We start from the raw sequence: 21,924 nt of genomic DNA, 5'->3' as shown, positions 1-21,924 counted from the left end.
TTTTCAGCTGACCGGATCCGAAGATTCTTGAGCCGGAACGACAATCTGCCGTGTGGGGTCTACGCTGGTTTTCCGGTCTTGCCGCCGTCTTCCGTGAGTTCCGTCGCCGTGCCGATCTGGACCACGCAGCGCAGAGCGGAAAGGGGCAGGCACGCAAGCCGCAGCCCGAAGCCACCGGCGCAGGGACCGGGTGAGTACCTGGCAAAGCGCACCCCTTGCAGAGAGAAGCGGAAGTGGTACACGTCGGCGTTTCAGGCGGCGGGAGTCACGGAAGACGGGATCACGGCCCGATCCCCAAGCGATGACCCCACACGGCAGCCGCGCGGCAAGCGCCCCCAGCCCCGCACCCTCGGGGCTCTGACTGGGCCATGGCCCGCATTCCCGCAGAGACCCTTGCCATCGGCACCAGATGACAACACCGACCGGGGCACCCTGACCCGGTCGGTGTTGTCGTTGTGGCACTGCACTACTTCCTGGCCCCTGGCGGGCGACCCCAGACGCACGGCAGGGGCCGGCTGAATGCCCCCATCCTCATGATCAACCGATCATGCCATCTGCCGCCTTGGCCGATGATCAGGCTCAATCAGCCAGGCGACCAGGACAGGACGGATCCCCGCCCTGCCCCATGCCTTACATCTGCCCGCGCGAGGCCAGCGACGTGGTCTCAGTGGCGCTCACGATGATGTGATCCAGAAACCGCACATCGATCAAGGCCAGCGCCTGCTTCAGCTGCCGCGTCAGGGCCAGATCCGCCGGGCTGGGTTCAGCCAGACCCGAGGGGTGGTTATGGGCCATCATGAGCGCGGCCGAATTGAGCCGAAGCGCCGTCTTCACGATCTCGCGCGGGTAGATGCTGGCGTGGTTCAGCGTCCCATTGCCCTGTTCAATGTATCGGATGGGCTTCAGCTGTGTGTCCAGATACAGGAACGCGGCGCATTCATGGCCCAACCCAGCCAGCTTCGATTGAAAGAACTGCGCCACCCGGTCCGGATTTCCCATCATGTCGGTCGCGGGAATCAAGCTTTCGGCCGCGATCCGGCCAGCGGCCAGGATCTGATCATCCGTGGCGGGCTTGTAGCGGCCGTTGGGGCTGCGCACATACAGGGGGTGTGCGTCATTCATGTTGTCATAGCTCAGCGCGGCAATGCTGTTCGTCTTCATGGGTGCTTTCTCCTTTCTGGGTTAACCGGCTACCGGGGCCGAAGATTCCGAGCCTTTCGTAGGTTTTGCGGTGTCCGCAGACCTACGTCTGGCCCGGAGTGCCACCGTTGCCGTGAGTTCGTCGCCTTGCCGCGCTGGATCACGCAGGGACGACCGGAAAGGGGCGGGCACGCAAGCCGCAGCCCGAAGGAGAACGAAGAGAGACGAAGGGACCGGGTGAGTACCCGGCGAAGCACACCCCTTGCAGGAAGGAGCACAGTGATACAGTCGGCGTTTTAGGCGGCGAGATCAGGGCAATGGCTGCCCGCGCCGTGAAGATGGACAGCGGATACCGGCCGCGCGGCGAGCGCCGCTACTGGACGGAGGACGGTCTGACTTTAGAGCACCTCGAGTTATCAATAAATCTGGGTCTCATGGCGGTGTCGGTCAGTGCCTAGATGGCCGAGTTCGCCAACTCCGCAGCGAGTACCAACGCGACGCATAGCACGATAAGTGCCCACCAAAACGCGGCTGGCCGAACAATGGAAAACACGCCAAAGACGACCGCGACGAGAACCACCTGCGCGCGAAAATTTTGTTCTTCAGCCCACGCGAAACCGATGCCGGAGAGCGCATTGCGGACTTTTTTCGGGAACGACTGGTTTTTCATTGCCTCGACCCGTGAGCGCCGCAGATATCTGCGGCATCGGTGTGGCCACCCGGATCGAGCAGCCATAGCTGTCCCCGTGTGAAGAAACGGTCGCCCATCAGGTACGAGCCCGTCATCGGGGCGGTCAACGCGCGTTGGCAGATCGTGAGCGGTCGTCCGGACTGTTTGAGCGATTCGACGAATCGCTCGGCTGCCGCATCCACATCGGGCGAGACCGTGTGCAGAATGCCCCAGCGGATACCATCATATGTCCGCGCCACCCCCACAAAGATCTGGTTCGGACCGACACGAAAAGGGGTTTGCCATAGTCGGACGGTGGCGACCGCCTTATCCTGCGAATTCTGAATCGGCCGTTCGAAAGCCAGATCGTTGACACGGTTGTTCCAGAACGCCGGCGCGAGCGGTGCCGTGGTGTAGTCCAGACCCTGTCGGGCAAGGCGCAGCAGGTTTTTCGGATCCGGACTGTCGGCAGGGAACCAGCCTGCTCGGCTCAGAAGAGCGGACAATGCCTCCGCGCTTGGTGTGACGACGGCAAACGATAGCGGTTGTTCAGACGCGCCGAGCAGAGACGATGTGCTCGCAAGTTTTTGAGCACGCAGCATTTCGTCCAATGGACGATTGACCTGGATGACTGTTTTCGCCGCGGGAGGCGGGGCTGGCAGCGTGCGAGTGTGGACATAGGTAACGAACCCGGCGGCCGCGATGGCGACTAGGCCGAACGCCGCCGTTTTTCGGCGGCGTTCGGTTGGTGTATTCCAAGCAATTTGCCCGCCTGCACTCAGCCATTCCGTCAGGCTGATGCCCACAATAAGCCAAAGTGCACCAACCAGGTAACCTGCCCAGACGTCACTCAGATAGTGCACGCCGAGCATGATGCGGCTCAAGCCGACCAGGAGGACAAGCGCAGCGGCCGCCTTCTGAAAATGACAGTGAAGGTCAAGTACCAGGCATTGATCTTGTCGCCGGTGTTTGTTGGGGTGGAGTCGCCTCGACGGTCAGCAACGCGAAGTAAGCTTCGGCCACGGCGTCGGTCATCGCATATTCAGGCGGTGCACACGCTTCAATGGCGGCCAGCAGATGCTCGGCGACGATCCAGTTATCTTGACGGACAGCCTGCCGATACACCTTCAGCAGACTCCGCTCCAGAGAAGTTGTTTTCATTGCGACTCCTGCAACAAGAATTAATTACGATCGATCTCAGTCTTCGAGACGGCCTCAAGTGGGCAATATCATCTCGAATGTGATCAGATTCTCCGACGATGAGGCACTCACTGAACCGCCATGCGCCTCAACGATGGACTTGACGATGGCCAGGCCAAGACCGGCGCCGTCCTCACCGCGCTGCCTGGAGCTATCGGGCCGATAGAATCGGTCAAAAAGATGAGGCAGGTGTTCGGGCGATATTGCGGATGCCGGGTTCTGCACGCGCAGCACCCCGGTGTCATCGGTCGCGCTTATCGAGACCCTGACGGCGGCGCCCTTCGGCGTGTGGCGAATCGCGTTGGACAGCAGATTGCTCAAGGCGCGGCGGATCATCAGGCGGTCGCCTTGCACGCACACATCCGGGCCGGCCAGGATGAGCGCCACAGCGCGCTCCTCGGCCCAGGCCTCGAAGTAGTCAAACAAGCCGCGCACTTCGTCAGCGAGGTCAACGGCAACCATTTCCGGTTTGAGCAATTTATTATCGGCCTGCGCCAGAAACAGCATGTCGCTCACCATTTTGGCCATGCGCTCATATTCTTCCAGATTGGAGTACAGGACTTCACGATACTGCTCGACGCTACGCACCTGGGATAGCGCAACTTCTGTTTGAGTCATCAAGTTGGTGATGGGGGTGCGCATTTCATGGGCAATATCTGCCGAAAAGTTGGAAAGCCTGCGAAAGACGCTTTCGATGCGGTCAAGCATGTCATTGAACGATATCGCAAGCTCCGTCAGTTCCGCCGGCACAGCCTCCGGTGCGAGCCGAATATACAATTGATCGGATTTGATGCGCCGCATTTCCCGACTGATTCGTCGTATGGGCGCGTGGCCCTGATACACCGCGAACCAGATGGCCAAAATGGCAATCAAAGCGGCAGCAAGCGTTATCAACCTCAGATAATCGCGAAAGCTCCGGAAATAGCGTAGGTGAAAATCGATGCCTGTCGCAACGGTAACGGTCCAGGGTGTATTGGCTGAAGCCGCGTGCGGCACAAGCCGTACGACCGCCCCTCGATACGTCCGACCATCATCTTGCCAGATTCTTACCGACCCGATATCCACCTTGTTTCCCGACGGTGGCAAGCGGGAAAACCTGTCAAGGGCCGAACCAGGCGTTGCGTAGATCACGGCACCGCTCGCATCCGATATTCTGTACTCGGCATCATGATGTCCCGACACGGCAGCGGCCAGCCGGCGCCGAAGCGCTGCTGGCGCTTCGTCTATGGGAGAGGCCGACAACGATTGCTGCAGGGCCTGAACGACCGCGTTGAGCTCGTCGACATCCTGTTGGGCAAAATGATCGCTGATGGAGCGCTCAACCACCCATCCGAACGTCAGCAGGACCACCGTAATGACGGCCCCAATGGACAAAGTCAGGCGCAGTGCCAGAGAGGCGGGGCGGTGCGTCACGGTTCAGCCGACCTTGCCACCGATGTCGAGCATATAGCCCATGCCCCGCACGGTATGAATGAGCTTGGGCTCAAATGCCTCATCGATCTTGGCACGCAAACGGCGAATGGCCACATCGATCACATTGGTGTCGCTGTCAAAATTCATATCCCAGACCTGCGAGGCAATGAGGGAGCGCGGCAAGACCTCGCCCTGGCGCCGCACCAGAAGCTCCAGAAGCGCGAACTCCTTGTTTGTCAGAGTGATGCGCACGTCCTTGCGCCGGGCTTGCCTGCGCGGGATGTCCAGCACGAGGTCCGCGACCTGCAACTGGTCATTGAACACCGGCGCGGCCCCCCGACGCAGCAAGGTACGCACCCGGGCGAGCAGTTCCGAAAATGCAAAGGGTTTGATCAGATAGTCGTCGGCCCCAAGTTCCAGTCCTTTGACACGATCCTCTACGCTATCGCGTGCAGTCAAAAAAAGCACCGGGGTACACAACTTCGCCTCGCGCAAGGCTTGCAAGATGTGCCAACCATCAACGTCCGGGAGCATGACGTCAAGAATGATCAAGTCATAGAGTTCCGTCAGGGCGAGATGGCGCCCATCCAGACCCGTGCGGGCCAGATCGACCACAAAACCGGATTCCACCAGGCCTTGACGCACGTAGTCGCCGGTTTTTATCTCATCTTCAACAATGAGCAGTTTCATATCGGTGATCGCTCCTGCAACGCGCTTCTGTGCCACACCCGACTTGCGGCCAACACCCTGACCCGACATCGTCCGGGCCCATATAACACTCTACTGACCTGCGACTGACAGCAGGATGACAGACGGATTACAAAATTGTAATGTGCCTTTTCAATAAAAAACGCCTATCCTCAAGCTCGGAGCACGTGAAGCCAGGAGCAAGAGGTAAGGAAAATGAGGATACGAATTTTAAGCTTGGCAATCTCAGCAGCCGCTTTTCTAGCCAGTGCAAGCCCTGCAGTCCTGGCGGCCGAGCCTGCTCAGCAGGGCCAGGCCATCACACAAGCGTTCCAGCAGCCCATCGCAAACGCTCCGGGCAAATCACTGACCGGAGTCATAGTGGACTACGCACCGGGGGTAAAATCTCCACCACACCGCCACGGCGCTGCATTCATTCTCGCCTACGTCCTGTCCGGTGCCATTCGCAGCAAGGTCAACGACGGCCAGGAGATGGTCTTTCACGCGGGCGAGAGCTGGACCGAAAAGCCGGGTGATCACCACGTTGTCAGTGAAAACGCGAGCGACACCGAACCTGCAAAGCTGTTGGCCATCTTCGTTGCCGACAGCAATGACCATGACTTCGTCATCTGGGATACGCCCAAGGGTCAATAAGGAATGTTGGAATCCGCATGATATCTTTTCGCGTAATAGCATTGTTTGCCGCTCTGGTCTCGGGATCGGCACTGCTGGCGGCCCCCAGCCTGGGCGCTGAAGGGGCTGTCTCGGCCGCTTCGCTGAAGGATGGTGTGACACTCAAGGTTAAAAATCCGGACGAACTCGTCTTTAGCGCTGCGCCTGGCCCCCAAGTGGACCATCTGCACGTCTACGTGGACGGTGAACTGGTGGGACAAACACGCCAGCTCAAGGGCAGTTTCACGCTCGACGGTATGGACCTGTCACCAGGAAAGCACGCCATCTGCATCCAGGTGGCCAACCGGGCTCACGTCGCTACCGGCGCCGAGGATTGCGTCAGCATTCAGGTCGGATAAGTGCTTTGAACTGGCAAAACCTTGTCTACGCGCTGACCCAGGTTGGCCACAACTTTGGCGCAGTGGTCGTGGTGGCTGCGCCGCTCTATCGCCTGATCACCGGCCAGCCTGCACGTGAGCGCGGCGTACTGTGGCTGACCTTGTCGGGGTGGGCAGTACAAATCGCCAGCGGCACCTTGTTTGGGCTGGTGAGTCTCTACTTCTACCGCCAGCTGCCCGACATTCACGGCATTGCCATCGTGGCGCTGACCGTCAAGATCGTGTGCGCCATCACCGCGTTTGTGCTTATTGCCGTATCGCTGCGCGCGCGTGACCTGTACACGGGCCGACGCGCCACGATGGTCTGGCAAACCCTGGCCGTGCTGGCTATCGTCGCACTGACTGCGGCCGCCTTCCTGCGGTGGTATTCGTAAAGCATTGCCCCCAAACCGGGAGTTCAAGGCAGGGCACGCGCACGCCGTATGCCCCTACGTACCGTATGCGTATGTGTATGCCCTCACATGACAAAGTTGTAATGAAGGCGTCATCCGATTGCAAGCAAGGGAACGATAAAATGTCCTGCTTGTCGCCCATTCATGGTGACCTCGGCAATCTGGACCCATGACAAACTCATGGAAGAATATTTCGGACTAACGGATATCACGTGATGCGTTCTAAAACAATTTTTACCGCTCTGGCGGCAACAAGCTTCGCCACACTATTGACATTGGGCGGATCTGGCGTCGCAGTCGCCGGCACGCAGCCAGCCACGGCCGATGCGCAAAGTACAAAGGTTTCGGCCCAGACAGCGCCGGTTGAACTCGCGCACGTGCACGGGCTTGCCTATAGTGCGGACGGTCAACAGCTGTTCATCCCGAGCCATTACGGCATTGCGGCGTATGCGGAAGGACGATGGGCAAAAATGCCCGGGCCCGAGCATGATTACATGGGGTTCGCGGCCACCCGTGACGCGCTTTACAGCAGCGGCCATCCCGCGGCTGGCTCGAATCTGGTGAACCCGTTCGGTCTCATCAAAAGCACCGATGCGGGTAAAACCTGGCAGCAACTGAGCCTGGAAGGCGAGTCCGATTTCCACACCTTGGCCACCAGCTACGAAACCAATGCGGTTTATGTTCTGAATTATCGTCCCAACACCCGGATGCGCCAGCCTGGCCTGTATATGACCCGGACAGACGGTCTGATCTGGACGCAGGCAGCCGCCGATGGCCTGAAAACTAAAATCAACAGCCTGGCGGTGCACCCCAATGATGCCAATATCGTGGCCGTGGGCGCTGCCGACGGCTTGTACCTGTCGCGCGATGCAGGCAACCATTTTGAACCGCGGGTCGGGAACACTCAGGTGCTCGCGCAGTGGTTCGATCTGGATGGAGAGCACCTTTGGGTCAGCAGTTATGCGAATTCCCCCATGCTGACTCGCATGAGCCTGAAGGACGGTGAGGCCAATGAAAAGATCAAGCTTCCCGCACTGGACGAAGACGCCGTGGCGTTCATTGCCCAGAACCCTGCCCGCCACGACGATCTCGCGATCGCCACCTTCAAACGTAATGCCTATGTCACTCAAGATCGTGGTGCGACCTGGACGCAGATTGCGAAATATGGCACGACGCTTGATAAGTAAGACGCAGAATGCTTTGAATGATGGACGCTTGCTGTGAACGTGACACGATTGATTGCCACCCTACTCTTGCTGGTCTCATCGTGGGCATACGGCGCCAGCCACGAACCACCCCGTGACGCTTCGCCTGGCTCTAGTAGTACGCAAACACAGGTCTTCACCCCTTCAAAAGGTCTTTTCAAATCGATAACCGGTCTTTTTGATGGGTCGTCCTCCGAGCCAGGGCTGTTGCCACCCGAGAAGGCATTTCAGATTTCGGTCGTGGCGCGGGATTTCAACACGCTTGTCGCCACACTGACCCCCGCCAAGGGCTATTATTTGTACCGTAGCCGGATTGCGTTCAGCCTGCCGGATTCTCCGGACATCACGATTGCCAGCACATCGTTACCCTCCGGCAAGCTCAAAGACGACCCAACCTTCGGGGAAGAAGAGGTCTATTACGAGCCCGTAGAAGCCGTCATTGCCCTGGACCGGCCGGCTGACAGTGCGGCCCGGCAATCCCTGACCTTGTTCGCATCCTATCAGGGTTGCAATGATCCCTCAGGTGTTTGTTATCCGCCCATCGAGAAGACGCTCACGGTGCCACTGGCCCAGGCCAATGCCTCCGTTGCTTCTACTCGCACGGCTCCCACGGCGCCAGCCGCTGCGACCGATATCCGTGAACCGCGATCCAACACCAGCCTATCAGAGACCAGCGTAATCGGTAATTTGTTCGCACAAGGCAATGCGTGGGCACTGGTTACCGCATTCTTTGGTTTTGGCCTGATCCTGGCGTTCACCCCGTGCATGCTTCCCATGATCCCGATTCTGTCGGGGATTATCGTCGGACAGGGCCACCACGCCACGCGACGCCAGGCCTTTGGCCTCTCATTGGTCTATGTGCTCGCCATGGCAATGACCTATACGCTGGCGGGCATTGCGGCTGGACTTGCCGGTACGATGCTATCGGCCTATCTGCAAAACCCGTGGGTCCTGGGCGGCTTCGCGACAGTCTTTGTATTGCTTGCGTTATCCATGTTCGGTTTTTACCAGTTGCAGATGCCCGCTGCGATTCAAAGCCGCCTGACGCGCGCAGCCAACCGCACACCAGGCGGCAGGCTGTTTGGCGTCTTTCTGATGGGCGTGCTGTCTGCCGTGATCGTGGGGCCGTGCGTGGCTGCGCCCCTGGCAGGTGCGCTACTGTACATTGGGCAAACGGGTGACGCCGTGGTCGGCGGCATGGCGCTTTTCTCGCTCGCCATCGGCATGGGCGTGCCACTCCTGATCTTTGGCACAAGCGCCGGCGCCTTGCTGCCAAAAGCCGGCCCCTGGATGAAATCCGTCCAGCATTTCTTTGGCGTGACCCTGCTGGCCGTGGCCATTTACCTCGTCTCCCCAGTCATCCCCGCCGTGGTGCATCTGTTCTTATGGGCCATTCTGCTCATCATATCGGCGATGTATCTCAGGGCCTTGGACCCCTTGCCTGCGAGCTCGGCAGGATATATGCGTTTCGGAAAAGGTATTGGGATCATTGCCTTGACACTCGGCCTCGCGCTACTCATCGGCGGCCTTTCGGGCAGCCGAGATGTGCTGCAGCCCTTGGCTGCCCTCAGGAGCGTAAACACCACCACGCCAGCAGGCAGCGCTGCAACCGAGATTACATTCAGGCCCATCAAGAATCTGGCTGACCTGGAGTCACAATTGCAGGCGGCAGACGGCCGTTACGTGATGCTCGATTTTTGGGCGGAATGGTGTATATCGTGTAAGGAAATGGATCGTTTCACCTTTACCGACCCGCGAGTCCGGGGGCGCTTGAAGGACGTCATCCTGCTGCAAGCTGACGTGACGGCAAACAATGCGGATGATCAAGCGCTACTCAAGCGTTTTGCACTTTTTGGGCCTCCCGGGATCCTTTTCTTTGACAGGAAAGGCAAAGAAATCGACTTTCAAGTCATCGGCTTCCAATCGCCAAAACAATTCCTGAAGTCGCTGGACTCGGCCATCCCGCTTTGATTGGGTTCTTCCAGAACCGTCGCATTGTGCCGTAACCCTTGCGCATCGGGCAGTCTGCCCGGCGCCGGGACGCCTCGCATGTCGATAAAACACGTGAATCGCGCCACATTACAAGATTGTAATTAGCGCGTCATCAATCCGTCAGGGATGGATCGATACAGTGATCGATGGGCAGCACTGCTGCTTTCAATGACATGACTTTCAATGGTTACAACCGTTTCGAACCGGAGATCCGACAATGCTTCAAATACACCCTCTTCTTGCTTCGATTGCCCTCACGCTGGCTGCCGGGGCGGTCCAGGCGGCAACGCTACCGAACGGCGTTGTGTACAGCGCCAATGAAGGCGACGGCTCCGTGAGCGAGATCACCTTGCGTACCGGCGCCGTACACACGGCGAAGGTATCCGTCATCCCGCATAATGTCCAGATCTCCCCTGATGGAAAGACGGTTCTTGCCGTTGGCATGCCGGCGATGACCGGTATGGCCGGGCACGGTATGGGCAATGACCAAGCTGGTGAGAAGACCGATACGCACGCCAGTTCTGAAGATGGTAACGACGCCAAATTACTATTGATCGATGCCGGCCAGATCGACAAGACATTGGCGACGCTGCCTTCAGGCGGTCACCCTGCCCATGTTGTGACAAGCGAAAAGGGTGATCGTGCCTATATCACCAACTCCGAGGCCAATCAGGTCTCGGTCGTTGACATTCAGCACAAGAAAATCATCGCCGAGATTCCCACCGGAGCGTTTCCTCACGGCTTGCGTCTGAGCCCCAATGGGCAAGAACTGTATGTCGCCAACGTCACCGATAACAACGTATCCGTCATAAATACCCAAAATCTCAAAGAATCCGCACGCATCCCTGTTGGCAAGGCCCCGGTTCAAGTTGCCTTTACGCCTGATGGAGCACAGGTCTATGTATCGCTGCGGGATGAAAATAGTGTGGCGATCATCGACACCGTCACCAGACAGGTGCTCAATCGCATAAAGGTTGGCCGCAATCCCATCCAGCTATACACAACCGCGGATGGCAGCAAGGTTTACGTCGCCAATCAGGGCAGCGAGAGCGAGCCCGACAACACGGTCTCTGTCATTGATGTGAAAAGCCAAAGCGTTCAAGCCACGGTGACCACGGGCATGGGCGCCCATGGGGTTGTCGCCAGCAGTGAGGGGGGCTTTGTCTTTGTCACAAACAATCAGGACGACACGGTCAGCGCGATAGACACCAGCACACAGGAGGTTGTCGCCACATACCGGGTGGGGCCCAATCCCAACGGCATTACCTATCGGTCCATCCCGTAAGCCCCATTCCCAGCTCTCTCACATGGAGACCCGAACATGCGGATACTGAAGGCCATTTTTGCGGCGATACTGGCTCTGAGCCTGGCCGGCTGCGGCTACAACACATTCCAGAGTTCAGACGAGCAAGTCAAGGCGAGTTGGTCAGAAGTGGTCAATCAGTATCAGCGCCGCGCGGACCTGATCCCCAACCTGGTGAACACGGTCAAGGGCGAGGCAAATTTCGAACAGAGCACATTGACGCAAGTGATCGAGGCACGCTCAAGGGCCACCTCGATTCAGGCGACTGCCGAGCTGCTCAACAACCCCGAAGCGTTCCAGAAATTCCAGCAGGCGCAAGGCCAGCTGACGGGCGCCTTGTCGCGGCTCATGGCTGTCTCCGAGAACTACCCGGCCCTGCGGAGCAACCAGGGATTCCGCGACCTGTCGGCACAGTTGGAAGGCACCGAGAACCGCATCACCGTAGCGCGCAACCGTTATATCAAGTCCGTGCAAGACTACAACGTGACGGTACGAACCTTTCCTTCCAATCTGACTGCAATGTTGTTTGGCTACAAGGAAAAGCCCAACTTCACTGTCGAAAACGAGAAGGAAATAGCAAAGCCACCCAACGTCAGCTTTGAGAAACCGGTCGGCGGTGCGATACCGGCAACGTCCGGGGCGGTGCGGTGACCATTGGCGAGACGGTAGGCCGGATTGTCGGCGCCCTGCTGCTGGCCAGTTCGCTCGTCTGGAGCGCGCTTGCCATAGCGCAAGTGCCCGTGCCCCCATTGACGGGGCACGTCATCGACCAGACCAAGACCCTGGACACTGAGCAGAAGGCCACGCTGGAGCAGGCGCTGACCGACTTCGAGGCCAGGAAAGGCACACAAATCGCGGTGCTGATCGTCGCATCGACTGCACCCGAGCAGATCGAGCAGTTCTCGTTGCGTGTTGCCGAGCAATGGAAACCGGGACGCGCAAAAGTCGACGACGGCGCGATTCTTGTGGTGGCCAAAGACGACCGCACAGTGCGCATCGAGGTCGGCTATGGTCTGGAAGGCGCACTCACTGATCTCACCTCCGGGCGCATTATCAGCGAGCTCATCCTGCCCCGATTCAGGCAGCAGGACTTCTACGGCGGCATCGCCGCCGGGGTTGGGCAGATTATCCGCACTGTCGACGGCGAGGCCTTGCCAGCGCCAGAAGACAGGGGCCCTGCCCCCCAGGGTGACATCCAGCGCTACGGCCCTGTTCTCTTCATCGTGGCCCTCGCCCTGGGCGGTCTGCTGCGCTCGACGATAGGTAGGGTACCGGGTGCTGTCGTCACGGGCGGTGTGGTGGGCGCGGTGGCATGGCTCATGGTCGGTGCGCTATCGATCGCGCTTTTTTCGGCCATCGCGGCGCTGCTGTTCACCTTGATGGGTGGCGGCCGGGCCTTGCACGGGTTGGGGGGTCTATACCGCGGCGGCCGTGGTCATCGTGGCGGCGGCTTTCGCGGCGGTGGTGGTGGCTTCGGTGGCGGTGGCGCCTCGGGCAGGTGGTGACCATGAAGAGCCCGCGCATCGTGTGTCACCTGCTGACAACCGACTGGTATGTCCAGCGGTGCTTCCCCCGCAGTGCAATGGTGGCGATCGAGCGGGCGATCAAGGATAGCGAGGCCAGGCACGACGGCGAGATCCGCATCGCGATCGAGGGTTCGCTGGAGTTTCGCGCGCTGTTGCACGCACAGTCGGCCCGTGAACGGGCAATCGAGCTGTTCTCGCAGCTTCGGGTGTGGGACACCCAACACAATAACGGCTTGTTGATCTACCTGCTGCTCGCCGATCACGCGGTAGAGATCGTGGCGGACCGGGGCATTCACGAGAAGGTCAGCCAGGGCGAATGGAATGCGGTGTGCCGTCAGATGGAATCCGCCTTCAAACAATTCGAGTTCGAAAGTGGTGTGGTGGATGGTATCCGGATGGTGACACAACACTTGGTAACACACTTCCCGGCCAGTGGCCAATACGCAAACGAGTTGCCCGATGAACCAGCGGTACTGCGATGACACGGCCAGGGCAAGAGCATCAATCGCAAAGGCAGCCCAGACGAGTCATCAAATCATGGGGTCTCGGCTCACTGACGGTCACCGGTCACGATGCACCAACCAAGCTTGCGCCACCATGACATTACAGAATTGTCATGATGGTGTCATCTGATTGACATGAACACCTCGCTAGACTCTTATATATCAATGCAATAGCTGCGTGGGTTGCTTATTAGCGCCCAATGCCAGGCGCCAGCGTGATCTTATGCATCAACGATTTTTGTGTAGACGGCAACGCAATATTGGTTACGCGAAACAGGACCGTACGTGCCACCGCCTTACCCACAGTAACGGAGACGACTCCATGACTCAGCAGCAGCCCATAAAACGACCCGAACACGCGCAGCACGGTAAACAAGGGGCTGCCCAATACACCACCTCTACCCAATACACCTGCCCGATGCACCCCGAGGTGATCTCCGATCAGCCCGGTGACTGTCCGAAGTGCGGCATGCACCTGGTGCCCGTGCAAAGCGGCGAGCCACAGGCGCAGTCCCGCCATGACAAGGGTCATGGCCATGGTCACGGGCACGGGCACGCCCATCAAGCCGGCCATGAAACCGCTGCGCCGGTTCGCGGCGGCCAGTACGACCAGGTGCCCGCCGGCTATGTCGGTGCGGTCTACACCTGCCCGATGCACCCCGAGGTGCGGCAGACCACGCACGGCGCCTGTCCCCTGTGTGGCATGGGCCTGGAGCTGGAATCCGCCGCGGCCGGCGACGAGGGGCCCAATCCCGAACTGGTGGATTTCACCCGCCGCTTCTGGGTCGCGGCCGTCCTCACGATCCCGGTGCTAGTGCTGGCGATGGCTCCTTATCTGGGCCTCACGGCGATTCGCGACTTCTTCGGTGAACGAACCTCGATGTGGATCGAGCTCGTGTTCAGCACCCCGGTGATCCTGTGGTCGGGCTGGCCATTTTTCGTGCGCGGCTGGAATTCGTTTCGCACCATGAACCTCAACATGTTCAGCCTGATCGGCATGGGGGTCGCCGCGGCCTATCTCTTCTCGATCGTCGCGGTGCTGGTGCCGGGCATCTTCCCGGAAGGCTTTCGCGACCCCGTAAGCGGCCAGGTCGGAATCTATTTCGAGGCCGCGGCAGTCATCGTTGCCCTGGTGCTGCTTGGCCAAGTCATGGAGCTGCGTGCCCGTGAAGGCACCGGCAAGGCGATCCGCGCGCTGCTGGACATGGCCGCCAAGACCGCCCGGGTAATCCGCGCTGACGGCACCGAGGAAGAAATCCCCCTGGAAGCCGTGCGGGTGGGCGATCACCTGCGGGTGCGCCCCGGCGACAAGGTGCCGGTGGACGGCATGGTGCTCGAGGGCCGCTCTGCCATCGACGAGTCAATGATCTCCGGTGAGCCAATTCCGGTGGAAAAAACCAAGGACGACAAGGTCACCGGTGCCACGATCAACGGTACCGGCAGCCTCATCATGGAAGCCACCCGGGTCGGTGCCGATACCACGCTCAGCCAGATCGTCGAGATGGTGGCCAATGCCCAGCGCTCGCGCGCGCCCATCCAGAAATTCGCCGACCAGGTGGCGGGCTGGTTCGTCCCCGCGGTCATTGGCGTTGCGGTCTTGTCCTTCATCGCCTGGGCGATCTGGGGGCCGGTGCCGGCCTTGGCCTACGCGCTGGTCTCGGCGGTGGCGGTGCTGATCATCGCCTGCCCCTGCGCGCTGGGGCTCGCCACGCCGATGTCGATCATGACGGCCACCGGGCGCGGTGCGCAGTTGGGGGTGCTGATCAAGAACGCCGAGGCGCTGGAGCGCTTCGCCAAGGTCGACACGCTGATCGTCGACAAGACCGGCACCCTGACCGAAGGCAAGCCCAAGCTCGTCGCCGTGCTGCCCGAAGCCGGGCACGACGAGACCGAGGTGCTGCGGCTGGCGGCGACGCTGGAAATAGGATCCGAGCACCCGCTGGCCGACGCCATCGTCGCCGGCGCCGAGGAGCGCGGAGTCGAATTGGGCAAGGCCGATGATTTCGAGGCGGTGACCGGCATGGGCGTCAAAGGTGTGGTCGATGGCCACCAGGTGGCGCTCGGCAATGCCAGGCTGATGGCCGAGCTGGGCCTCGATGGCGGCCCACTGGCCGCCGTCGCCAACGCTCGCCGCGACGAGGGCGAGACGGTCATGTTCGTGGTGCTCGACGGCGCCATCGCAGGGCTGGTCAGCGTCGCCGACCCGGTGAAAGCCACCACGCCCGATGCCCTCAAGGCACTGCACAAACTGGGCTTTCACATCATCATGGCCACGGGCGACAACGAGCGCACCGCGAAGGCGGTAGCCGCGCGCCTGGGGATCGATGAAATCCGCGCCGACGTGCTGCCCGAGGACAAGGCGCGCATCATCCGCGAGCTGCAGGCCAAAGGCCGCAGGGTGGCGATGGCGGGCGACGGGGTCAACGATGCCCCCGCGCTGGCGCAGGCCGATGTCGGCATCGCCATGGGCACCGGCGCCGATGTGGCGATCGAAAGCGCGGGTTTCACCCTGGTCAAGGGCAATCTCGATGGCATCGTGCGCGCCCGCAAGCTGGCGCTGGCCACCATGCGCAACATCAGGCAGAACCTGTTCTTTGCACTGATCTATAACGGCGCGGGTGTGCCGATCGCCGCCGGGATCCTCTACCCGTTCTTCGGCATCCTGATCGGACCCATGTTTGCCGCCTTTGCGATGACCGCCTCCTCGCTGTCGGTGGTCTTGAATGCGCTGCGCCTGCGCCGCGAGAAGATTTGATCCAGGCCACCTTAATTAAATCAGATTTGCACACCGCGAGGTAAGCCACAATGAATGCCAAACTATCGACAGTCAAAACCCCTGCGGTGCGTAAAGCTCCTCGCGAGCGTCAACCCGCTTCCTCCCAGACGGCGGCCGACCAGAAGCCTGCCCGTGCGTTCGAACACACCACCATTCCAAGCAATCCCGCAGCGGAACTACTCGCCTACCAGACCGACCTCTGGCGGCGCGGCGTGCGCTACATGGACACCCTGCGCCAGCGTGCCGACAACATGCTCGAGCATGAGCAGGCCGGCATGCCGCCACTGCTCGACTTCGACTACGAGATGATCCTGGACGGCCGCCGACTGGAGCGCCCCGCCAACTATGCCTTGCTGCGTATCACCCGGGTCGGCGAAGACTGTCTGGAAGACTGCCTTGACGAGACCAAGCCGCCGGTGATGATCGTCGACCCGCGCGCCGGTCATGGCCCGGGCATCGGCGGTTTCAAACAAGACTCCGAAGTGGGCATGGCGCTGCACGAGGGGCACCCGGTCTACTTCGTGATCTTCTTTCCGGAGCCCATGCCCGGGCAGACGCTGGAAGACGTACTGCATGTCCTGCGACGCTTCGTCGAGACGCTGGCCGAGCGGCATCCAGGCAAGCCACCGGTGCTCTACGGCAACTGTCAGGCGGGCTGGGCCATTGCGCTGCTCTCGGCTGATTGCGTAGGTCTGGTCGGACCGGCGGTACTCAACGGCTCACCGCTGTCTTACTGGTCTGGCGAATCCGGGGTCAATCCCATGCGCCTGGCCGGCGGACTGCTGGGTGGCGCCTGGATGACGCACCTGCTGGCGGACCTGGGGGACGGGCGTTTTGACGGCGCCCATCTGGCGGCCAACTTCGAATCCCTCAAGCCCGCAAATACCTTGTGGCAGAAGGATTACCAGTTATTTGCCGACATCGATGGCCAGCGCGAGCGCTTTCTGGATTTTGAGCGCTGGTGGACCGGCTTCTATAGCCTGAGCAAGGAAGAGATCGTTGCCATTGTCGAGAATCTCTTCATCGGTAACCAGATCGAGCGTGGTGAGTTTGAAATCTGCCCCGGTTGTACCGTCGACCTCAAGCGCATCCGCAACCCGCTGGTGATCTTCGCCTCCAGCGGCGACAACATCACCCCGCCGCACCAGGCGCTCAACTGGATCCCGGCGGTGTATCCGAGCACCGAGGCGCTCAAGGCCGCCGATCAGCGCATCGTCTATCTGCTCAACCCACACGTGGGCCATCTGGGAATCTTCGTGTCCGCCAAGGTCGCACGATTGGAGCACCGGGCGATCCTCGAGAGTGTCGGCGACCTCAATGAGCTTGCCCCGGGGCTCTACGAGATGAAGATCGACAATCCCACTGGCGACCCGGACTGCCACAAGCCCGAGTTCCAGGTGCGTTTCGAGGAGCGTCGAGTGGAAGACCTGGATTACGCTGACCAGACGGTGGCGTTCAAGCAGGTAAAAGCCCTCTCCGCGCACAACGTGGCCCTCTACGAGACCTTCGTCGGACCCTGGGTGCGGCTGGCCACCACCCCCTGGTCGGCCAAAATGCTGCGTCAGCTGCATCCGGCACGGACCAGCCGGCTGATGTTCTCGGAACGCTTCGCGCCCTGGATGGGCGGGGTGAAGTGGCTGGCCGAGAGGGTGGAGACCACACCAACGCCGGTCGATAGCAGCAGCCCCTACCGGCAATGGGAGACATTGGTGAGCGACTCGATCGCCTCGACACTGACGCAGGTTGGCACGACTCGCGACAGCGTCTTCGAGAAGGTGTTCGAGGGGCTCTATGGCGGGTCATGGCTCGACAAGAGCGAGACAGAGACACCCCATTCCCACAATAAGGAAGTGTAAGGAAATGTCGACGCGCCCATCCATCCTGGTGGTCAACTGCGGCTCATCCAGCCTGAAATTCGCCGTGTTCGGCCTGGCCGATGGCCTCAATCGTCAGTTGTGGGGGGAGGCCAGCGGCATCGGCACTGAACAGGGACGGTTCCGCGTGGTGGACGCTCGGGAACAAGTCCTCGCGAACAACGACGTGCGATTCGCGGATCATGCGGCAGCCATTGCGCGTCTCGACGAGATCTTGCGTCAGCAAGGTGAAGGGCTGAATCTGGTTGGCATCGGGCACCGAGTGGTCCACGGGGGGGCGGACTGTGACTGTTCGCAGCGTATCGACGACACACTGCTGCGTCGTCTGGACACGCTGATTCCATTGGCTCCGCTGCATCTGCCGCACAACCTGGCCGGCATCGCCGCCATGCGCGCGCATTTTCCCAACGTACCCCAGCTCGCCTGCTTCGACACGGCGTTTCATCACGGCCTGCCTGAGGTCGCCCGGCATACCGGACTGCCTCGGGAGTACGAGGCCCAGGGCGTGCGTCGCTATGGCTTTCACGGGCTCTCCTACGAATTCATCGTCGAGGATGTGGTGCGCCGCCACGGTCCAGCGGCACTTGACGAACGCCTGATCGTCGCGCACCTGGGCAACGGCGCCTCCTTGGCGGCGATCCGCGGTGGGCGCAGCGTCGAGACGACGATGGGTTTCAGCGCTCTGGGCGGCATGCCTATGGGTACCCGCAGCGGCGATCTGGATCCCGGCATCCTGCTGTATCTGGCCGGGCAGCAAGGACTCGATCCTAAAGCTCTCCAGTCATTGCTCTACCAACGCTGCGGCTTACTGGGCCTCTCTGGCGTGAGCGCCGATATGGGCGAGCTCCTGGCGCGCCGTCAGGACACCCCAGAGGCCGCGCAGGCGATCGACTTCTTTTGTCATCGCGCGCGCCACTTCATCGGCGCCCTGAGCGCCGCCCTCGGCGGGCTGGACCGGCTGATCTTCACCGGCGGCATCGGCGCGAACGCGCCGGACATCCGCGCGCAGATCTGCGATGGCCTGGCGTATCTGGGCGTGACACTGGACCCAGGGCGCAATCGCAAGCCCGAGCCGCTGATCTCCGCCGCCGAGGGCCTGGTCCAGGTGGAAGCCGTGACCACCGATGAAGAACGGATGATCGCGCGGCACGTGCAGCGCCTGTATGCCAACCAATGAAAGGAAACATGATCAATAACGCCGTCCAACGATTGGCCACGCTTGATGACCTGGTGCAGCAGGCACGGCACGGGGACCCGATTCGGGTCGCCGTGGTCAACGCGGCACAGGCTGCAGTGCTGGAAACACTTCGCGATGCGGTACGACTCGGAATCGCTGAACCGGTGCTGATCGGTCGCTGCGTCGAGATCGCCAAGGTCGCAGCCACGCTCGGCTGGGAGCTCGACCTGGCCTCCGTGATCGAAGCGGACTCGGAGGCGGATGCCGCCCGCCGCGGGGTGGAACTCGTGCGCGCCGGTCGCGCCGACGCGCTGATGAAGGGACACATCCACACCGATGCCTTCATGCGCGCCCTGCTCGACAGCGAGCACGGCCTGCGCCAGCCCGGCAGCCGCGTCAGCCACGTCTTTCTGGTAGATATACCCAATTACCCACGGTTGCTCGCCATCAGCGATGCAGCGGTGAATATCACGCCAGACCTCAACGCCAAGGCACAGATTCTGCAGAACGCCATCGCACTGATGCACATGATCGGCGTCGAGGTGCCCCGGGCGGCCGTAATCTCGGCGGTAGAGACCGTCAACCCGGCCATCCCCTCCACTCTGGACGCGGCCTGCCTGACGCTGATGGCCCGCCGCGGGCAAATCATTGGCGCCGAGGTCGACGGGCCACTGGCCTTTGATAACGCCATCTCCGAACGTGCAGCCCGGGAAAAAGGGATCGAGTCATCGGTGGCAGGCCAAGCGGATATCCTGCTGATGCCGGACCTGGTCTCGGGCAACATTCTGGCGAAAAACCTGGAGTACCACGGTGGCGCCACCGCAGCGGGGGTGGTCATGGGACTGACGGTGCCGGTAGTGCTGAGTTCTCGGGCCGACCCGCCGGCGGCACGCCTGGCGGGACTGGGCGTCGCGGCGCTGATGTACCGGGCGGGAATCCGGCTGCCGATCCCAATCGTGCCGGAGACGGAATCCGCCTTCCCCTGTGCCCCGCAACCCGAGTCGGCTTGTTGCCCCAAGGAGGTGTGCTGATGGACGCCCAGACGTTGGAACATGACTAATCCACGGTAATCTTTTAATCGGGCCACATCCATGCTGCAATACCCCCAGATCGACCCCATCGCCTTGCAAATCGGACCACTTGCCATCCACTGGTATGGCCTGATGTATCTCACCGGCTTTGCCCTGGCATGGCTGCTGGGCCGCTGGCGCATCCGGCATCACCCCTGCGGCCTGACCCTACGCGATCTCGAGGACATCATCTTTTACAGCGTGCTAGGCGTGGTGATTGGCGGGCGCCTGGGGTATGTACTGTTTTACAAACCGGGCGAGTACCTGAGCCACCCGCTCTCGGCGCTCTACCTATGGGAAGGCGGCATGTCGTTTCACGGTGGTCTGCTGGGCGTAATCGTGGCCATGCTGATCTTTGCCCGCAAGCGCGGTCGCACACTGCTGGAGATTGGCGACTTTGTCGCGCCACTCATCCCTTTGGGCCTGGCTGCTGGGCGCCTGGGCAACTTTATCAATGGCGAGCTATGGGGCCGCGCCACCACAGTGCCTTGGGGCATGGTGTTTCCACAAACGGGGGACGGCATCGCACGCCACCCATCGCAACTCTATGAAATGGGACTCGAAGGCTTTGCGCTGTTTGCACTTATCTGGTGGTTTGCACGCAAGCCACGTCCGATCGGGCAAACAAGTGCGGTGTTCTTGATGGGCTACGGGGTCTTTAGATTTATGGTGGAGTTCACCCGCGAGCCGGATAACTATCTCGGCTTATTCGCGGGTGGCCTGTCGATGGGCCAGTTACTTTCATTACCCATGATTCTCTTCGGAATTTTTATTTACTGGTGGGCCGCAAGACGATCGGCCCAGGCACTGACGCCGTGACTGTCTCAGTCTGAGGTGGTGAACATTGCAAAGTTGTCATCGCAGCGTCATCCGATCGACATGAGCGCTTCACTAAACTCTTATACATCAATGCAATAGTTGCGTGGGTCGCGTATAAGCGGCCGACCTCGATATCTTGCTCGTTCCGATCACAGGATGCACACACGTGAAACACCAGCCACCACTTTCCATCGCTTTACCCTCCTCGGCGTCGTACGCGCTCAAGACTCGGACATCCGGCTTCAAACGGAGTCTGGCACCGTACACAGGGCGATCCCTCACAGCGCTTCAAAAGGACATCCATCATGGATGAATCGATCTCTCATTCAAGCGTCTGGGGCATTGCAGCGATCATGATCGTGATTGCGTCCTGGTTCTTCTACCGCTACCTGGCTCCGAAGACCTGGCGTGAATGGGCCAGCGCGGGACTCGTGCAGGCATTCATCATCGCACTGTACGCCGAGATGTACGGCTTCCCGCTCACCATCTATCTGATGGTCCGGTTCTTCGGGCTAGACAGTGCAAATCTGAGCGCCAGTCTCTGGTCCACGCTGCTGGGCGTGGGTGAGCTGGGCATGATGATCTCGATGCTGCTCGGCTATCTCTTGCTGTTTGTCGGCATTGGTTTGTTCGCCCAGGGCTGGCGCGAGCTCTACCGTGCGCAAAAGGAGAAGCGTCTCGCCACCGGTGGCTTGTATGCGCTGGTCAGGCACCCTCAGTACACCGGCCTGTTCATTGGCCTCTTTGGCGAGGGCGTCGTGCATTGGCCGACGATCTTCTCGGTGACGCTATTTCCCGTGATTGTGCTGATCTATTGGCTGCTTGCACGAAATGAGGAGAAACGCGTGCTGGCGGAATTCGGCGATGAGTATCGCGCCTATCGGCGACGCGTTCCGATGTTCATTCCGCGAATCGGCCAGTGGCGGCGACTGGTCGAGCGCTCCAGGGGCGGCAGCGAGCAGGAACTGCCGCGGCATTGACATGCCAAGACCAATCGCTCGCCGCCTTGCGCGGCTGTCCAGAACGAAAGGTCGACGTCTGAACGATCTCAACGAAAGGAGCTGGAAATGGCTTGGCTAACAGAGAACTGGATCTGGGTACTGTTTG

The 21,924-nt window shown here is 60.6% G+C and carries 22 protein-coding genes; 15 read left to right on the top strand and 7 right to left on the bottom strand.

Annotated elements, in window-relative coordinates; all coding sequences use genetic code 11:
* Window positions 1-59 precede the first annotated feature (59 nt).
* From ABCV34_RS03260 to ABCV34_RS03230, 7 genes are all read right to left on the bottom strand, one after another.
* Window positions 60-242, bottom strand: coding sequence for a hypothetical protein (locus ABCV34_RS03260; RefSeq protein ID WP_345797796.1), 183 nt, complete (start codon window positions 240-242; stop codon window positions 60-62).
* A gap of 388 nt (window positions 243-630) precedes the next feature.
* Window positions 631-1,161 (bottom strand): JAB domain-containing protein, encoded by a 531-nt coding sequence (locus tag ABCV34_RS03255; protein WP_066459643.1) that lies wholly within the window; start codon window positions 1,159-1,161, stop codon window positions 631-633.
* Between the two features lie 433 nt (window positions 1,162-1,594).
* Entirely contained in the window at window positions 1,595-1,810 is a 216-nt protein-coding gene (locus ABCV34_RS03250; protein ID WP_084386800.1) for a diacylglycerol kinase, read from the bottom strand.
* Entirely contained in the window at window positions 1,807-2,757 is a 951-nt protein-coding gene (locus ABCV34_RS03245) for an LssY C-terminal domain-containing protein (RefSeq protein WP_345798686.1), read from the bottom strand. The genes ABCV34_RS03250 and ABCV34_RS03245 overlap by 4 nt, the downstream gene beginning before the upstream one ends.
* A complete protein-coding gene (locus ABCV34_RS03240; protein WP_066459637.1) occupies window positions 2,747-2,971 on the bottom strand; it encodes a hypothetical protein in 225 nt (74 codons plus the stop codon). The genes ABCV34_RS03245 and ABCV34_RS03240 overlap by 11 nt, the downstream gene beginning before the upstream one ends.
* A 54-nt stretch (window positions 2,972-3,025) precedes the next feature.
* Window positions 3,026-4,423, bottom strand: a complete 1,398-nt coding sequence (locus tag ABCV34_RS03235; RefSeq protein WP_066459636.1) for a Cu(+)/Ag(+) sensor histidine kinase — start codon at window positions 4,421-4,423, stop codon at window positions 3,026-3,028.
* A 3-nt stretch (window positions 4,424-4,426) separates the two neighbouring features.
* Window positions 4,427-5,113 (bottom strand): heavy metal response regulator transcription factor, encoded by a 687-nt coding sequence (locus ABCV34_RS03230; protein WP_066459634.1) that lies wholly within the window; start codon window positions 5,111-5,113, stop codon window positions 4,427-4,429.
* Between the two features lie 213 nt (window positions 5,114-5,326).
* Between ABCV34_RS03230 and ABCV34_RS03225 the strand changes: the two genes are divergently transcribed.
* From ABCV34_RS03225 to ABCV34_RS03155, 15 genes are all read left to right on the top strand, one after another.
* Entirely contained in the window at window positions 5,327-5,764 is a 438-nt protein-coding gene (locus tag ABCV34_RS03225; RefSeq protein WP_066459632.1) for a cupin domain-containing protein, read from the top strand.
* 17 nt (window positions 5,765-5,781) lie between these two features.
* Window positions 5,782-6,141: a hypothetical protein gene (locus ABCV34_RS03220; RefSeq protein ID WP_298016075.1), complete on the top strand. Its 360-nt coding sequence runs from the start codon at window positions 5,782-5,784 to the stop codon at window positions 6,139-6,141.
* 5 nt (window positions 6,142-6,146) lie between these two features.
* Window positions 6,147-6,554 carry a hypothetical protein gene (locus ABCV34_RS03215; RefSeq protein WP_066459625.1) on the top strand — a complete coding sequence of 136 codons (408 nt, stop codon included), beginning with the start codon at window positions 6,147-6,149 and terminating at the stop codon, window positions 6,552-6,554.
* A gap of 233 nt (window positions 6,555-6,787) precedes the next feature.
* The gene (locus tag ABCV34_RS03210) at window positions 6,788-7,759 is read left to right on the top strand and encodes a F510_1955 family glycosylhydrolase (protein WP_066459623.1); all 972 of its coding nucleotides are present in this window, start codon (window positions 6,788-6,790) and stop codon (window positions 7,757-7,759) included.
* Window positions 7,760-7,792: 33 nt separating this feature from the next.
* The gene (gene dsbD / locus ABCV34_RS03205; protein ID WP_084386798.1) at window positions 7,793-9,748 is read left to right on the top strand and encodes a protein-disulfide reductase DsbD; all 1,956 of its coding nucleotides are present in this window, start codon (window positions 7,793-7,795) and stop codon (window positions 9,746-9,748) included.
* 238 nt (window positions 9,749-9,986) lie between these two features.
* Window positions 9,987-11,054, top strand: a complete 1,068-nt coding sequence (locus ABCV34_RS03200) for a cytochrome D1 domain-containing protein (RefSeq protein WP_066459622.1) — start codon at window positions 9,987-9,989, stop codon at window positions 11,052-11,054.
* Window positions 11,055-11,090: 36 nt separating this feature from the next.
* Window positions 11,091-11,723 carry a LemA family protein gene (locus tag ABCV34_RS03195; protein WP_066459621.1) on the top strand — a complete coding sequence of 211 codons (633 nt, stop codon included), beginning with the start codon at window positions 11,091-11,093 and terminating at the stop codon, window positions 11,721-11,723.
* A 23-nt stretch (window positions 11,724-11,746) separates the two neighbouring features.
* Window positions 11,747-12,577, top strand: coding sequence for a TPM domain-containing protein (locus ABCV34_RS03190; RefSeq protein ID WP_066459661.1), 831 nt, complete (start codon window positions 11,747-11,749; stop codon window positions 12,575-12,577).
* Between the two features lie 2 nt (window positions 12,578-12,579).
* Window positions 12,580-13,080, top strand: a complete 501-nt coding sequence (locus ABCV34_RS03185; RefSeq protein ID WP_066459619.1) for a TPM domain-containing protein — start codon at window positions 12,580-12,582, stop codon at window positions 13,078-13,080.
* Window positions 13,081-13,423: 343 nt separating this feature from the next.
* Window positions 13,424-15,856: a copper-translocating P-type ATPase gene (locus ABCV34_RS03180; RefSeq protein WP_180984224.1), complete on the top strand. Its 2,433-nt coding sequence runs from the start codon at window positions 13,424-13,426 to the stop codon at window positions 15,854-15,856.
* A gap of 242 nt (window positions 15,857-16,098) precedes the next feature.
* Window positions 16,099-17,733 (top strand): DUF3141 domain-containing protein, encoded by a 1,635-nt coding sequence (locus ABCV34_RS03175; RefSeq protein WP_232305141.1) that lies wholly within the window; start codon window positions 16,099-16,101, stop codon window positions 17,731-17,733.
* Between the two features lie 4 nt (window positions 17,734-17,737).
* Complete coding sequence (locus ABCV34_RS03170; protein WP_066459618.1) at window positions 17,738-18,928, top strand: acetate/propionate family kinase; 1,191 nt, start codon at window positions 17,738-17,740, stop codon at window positions 18,926-18,928.
* 8 nt (window positions 18,929-18,936) lie between these two features.
* On the top strand, window positions 18,937-19,959 hold the full coding sequence (locus ABCV34_RS03165; protein ID WP_066459617.1) for a bifunctional enoyl-CoA hydratase/phosphate acetyltransferase: 1,023 nt from the start codon (window positions 18,937-18,939) through the stop codon (window positions 19,957-19,959).
* A gap of 60 nt (window positions 19,960-20,019) precedes the next feature.
* Complete coding sequence (gene lgt / locus ABCV34_RS03160) at window positions 20,020-20,817, top strand: prolipoprotein diacylglyceryl transferase (protein ID WP_345797795.1); 798 nt, start codon at window positions 20,020-20,022, stop codon at window positions 20,815-20,817.
* A 305-nt stretch (window positions 20,818-21,122) separates the two neighbouring features.
* A complete protein-coding gene (locus tag ABCV34_RS03155) occupies window positions 21,123-21,797 on the top strand; it encodes an isoprenylcysteine carboxylmethyltransferase family protein (RefSeq protein WP_066459612.1) in 675 nt (224 codons plus the stop codon).
* The last annotated feature ends 127 nt before the right edge of the window (window positions 21,798-21,924 follow it).

This window comes from Castellaniella sp. MT123 (assembly GCF_039614765.1).
GTDB lineage: Bacteria > Pseudomonadota > Gammaproteobacteria > Burkholderiales > Burkholderiaceae_B > Castellaniella.
The sequence above is the reverse complement of the archived record's forward strand: the minus strand, read 5'-3'. Positions and strand labels throughout refer to the sequence as shown.

Coding starts and splice junctions, on each gene's coding strand:
- lgt (WP_345797795.1), top strand. CDS start 20,020: ATGCTGCAATACCCCCAGATCGACCCCATCGCCTTGCAAATCGGACCA.
- ABCV34_RS03225 (WP_066459632.1), top strand. CDS start 5,327: ATGAGGATACGAATTTTAAGCTTGGCAATCTCAGCAGCCGCTTTTCTA.
- ABCV34_RS03250 (WP_084386800.1), bottom strand. CDS start 1,810: ATGAAAAACCAGTCGTTCCCGAAAAAAGTCCGCAATGCGCTCTCCGGC.
- ABCV34_RS03175 (WP_232305141.1), top strand. CDS start 16,099: ATGGACACCCTGCGCCAGCGTGCCGACAACATGCTCGAGCATGAGCAG.
- ABCV34_RS03185 (WP_066459619.1), top strand. CDS start 12,580: ATGAAGAGCCCGCGCATCGTGTGTCACCTGCTGACAACCGACTGGTAT.
- ABCV34_RS03170 (WP_066459618.1), top strand. CDS start 17,738: ATGTCGACGCGCCCATCCATCCTGGTGGTCAACTGCGGCTCATCCAGC.
- ABCV34_RS03220 (WP_298016075.1), top strand. CDS start 5,782: ATGATATCTTTTCGCGTAATAGCATTGTTTGCCGCTCTGGTCTCGGGA.
- ABCV34_RS03165 (WP_066459617.1), top strand. CDS start 18,937: ATGATCAATAACGCCGTCCAACGATTGGCCACGCTTGATGACCTGGTG.
- ABCV34_RS03200 (WP_066459622.1), top strand. CDS start 9,987: ATGCTTCAAATACACCCTCTTCTTGCTTCGATTGCCCTCACGCTGGCT.
- ABCV34_RS03240 (WP_066459637.1), bottom strand. CDS start 2,971: ATGAAAACAACTTCTCTGGAGCGGAGTCTGCTGAAGGTGTATCGGCAG.
- ABCV34_RS03255 (WP_066459643.1), bottom strand. CDS start 1,161: ATGAAGACGAACAGCATTGCCGCGCTGAGCTATGACAACATGAATGAC.
- ABCV34_RS03210 (WP_066459623.1), top strand. CDS start 6,788: ATGCGTTCTAAAACAATTTTTACCGCTCTGGCGGCAACAAGCTTCGCC.
- ABCV34_RS03230 (WP_066459634.1), bottom strand. CDS start 5,113: ATGAAACTGCTCATTGTTGAAGATGAGATAAAAACCGGCGACTACGTG.
- ABCV34_RS03155 (WP_066459612.1), top strand. CDS start 21,123: ATGGATGAATCGATCTCTCATTCAAGCGTCTGGGGCATTGCAGCGATC.
- ABCV34_RS03195 (WP_066459621.1), top strand. CDS start 11,091: ATGCGGATACTGAAGGCCATTTTTGCGGCGATACTGGCTCTGAGCCTG.
- ABCV34_RS03180 (WP_180984224.1), top strand. CDS start 13,424: ATGACTCAGCAGCAGCCCATAAAACGACCCGAACACGCGCAGCACGGT.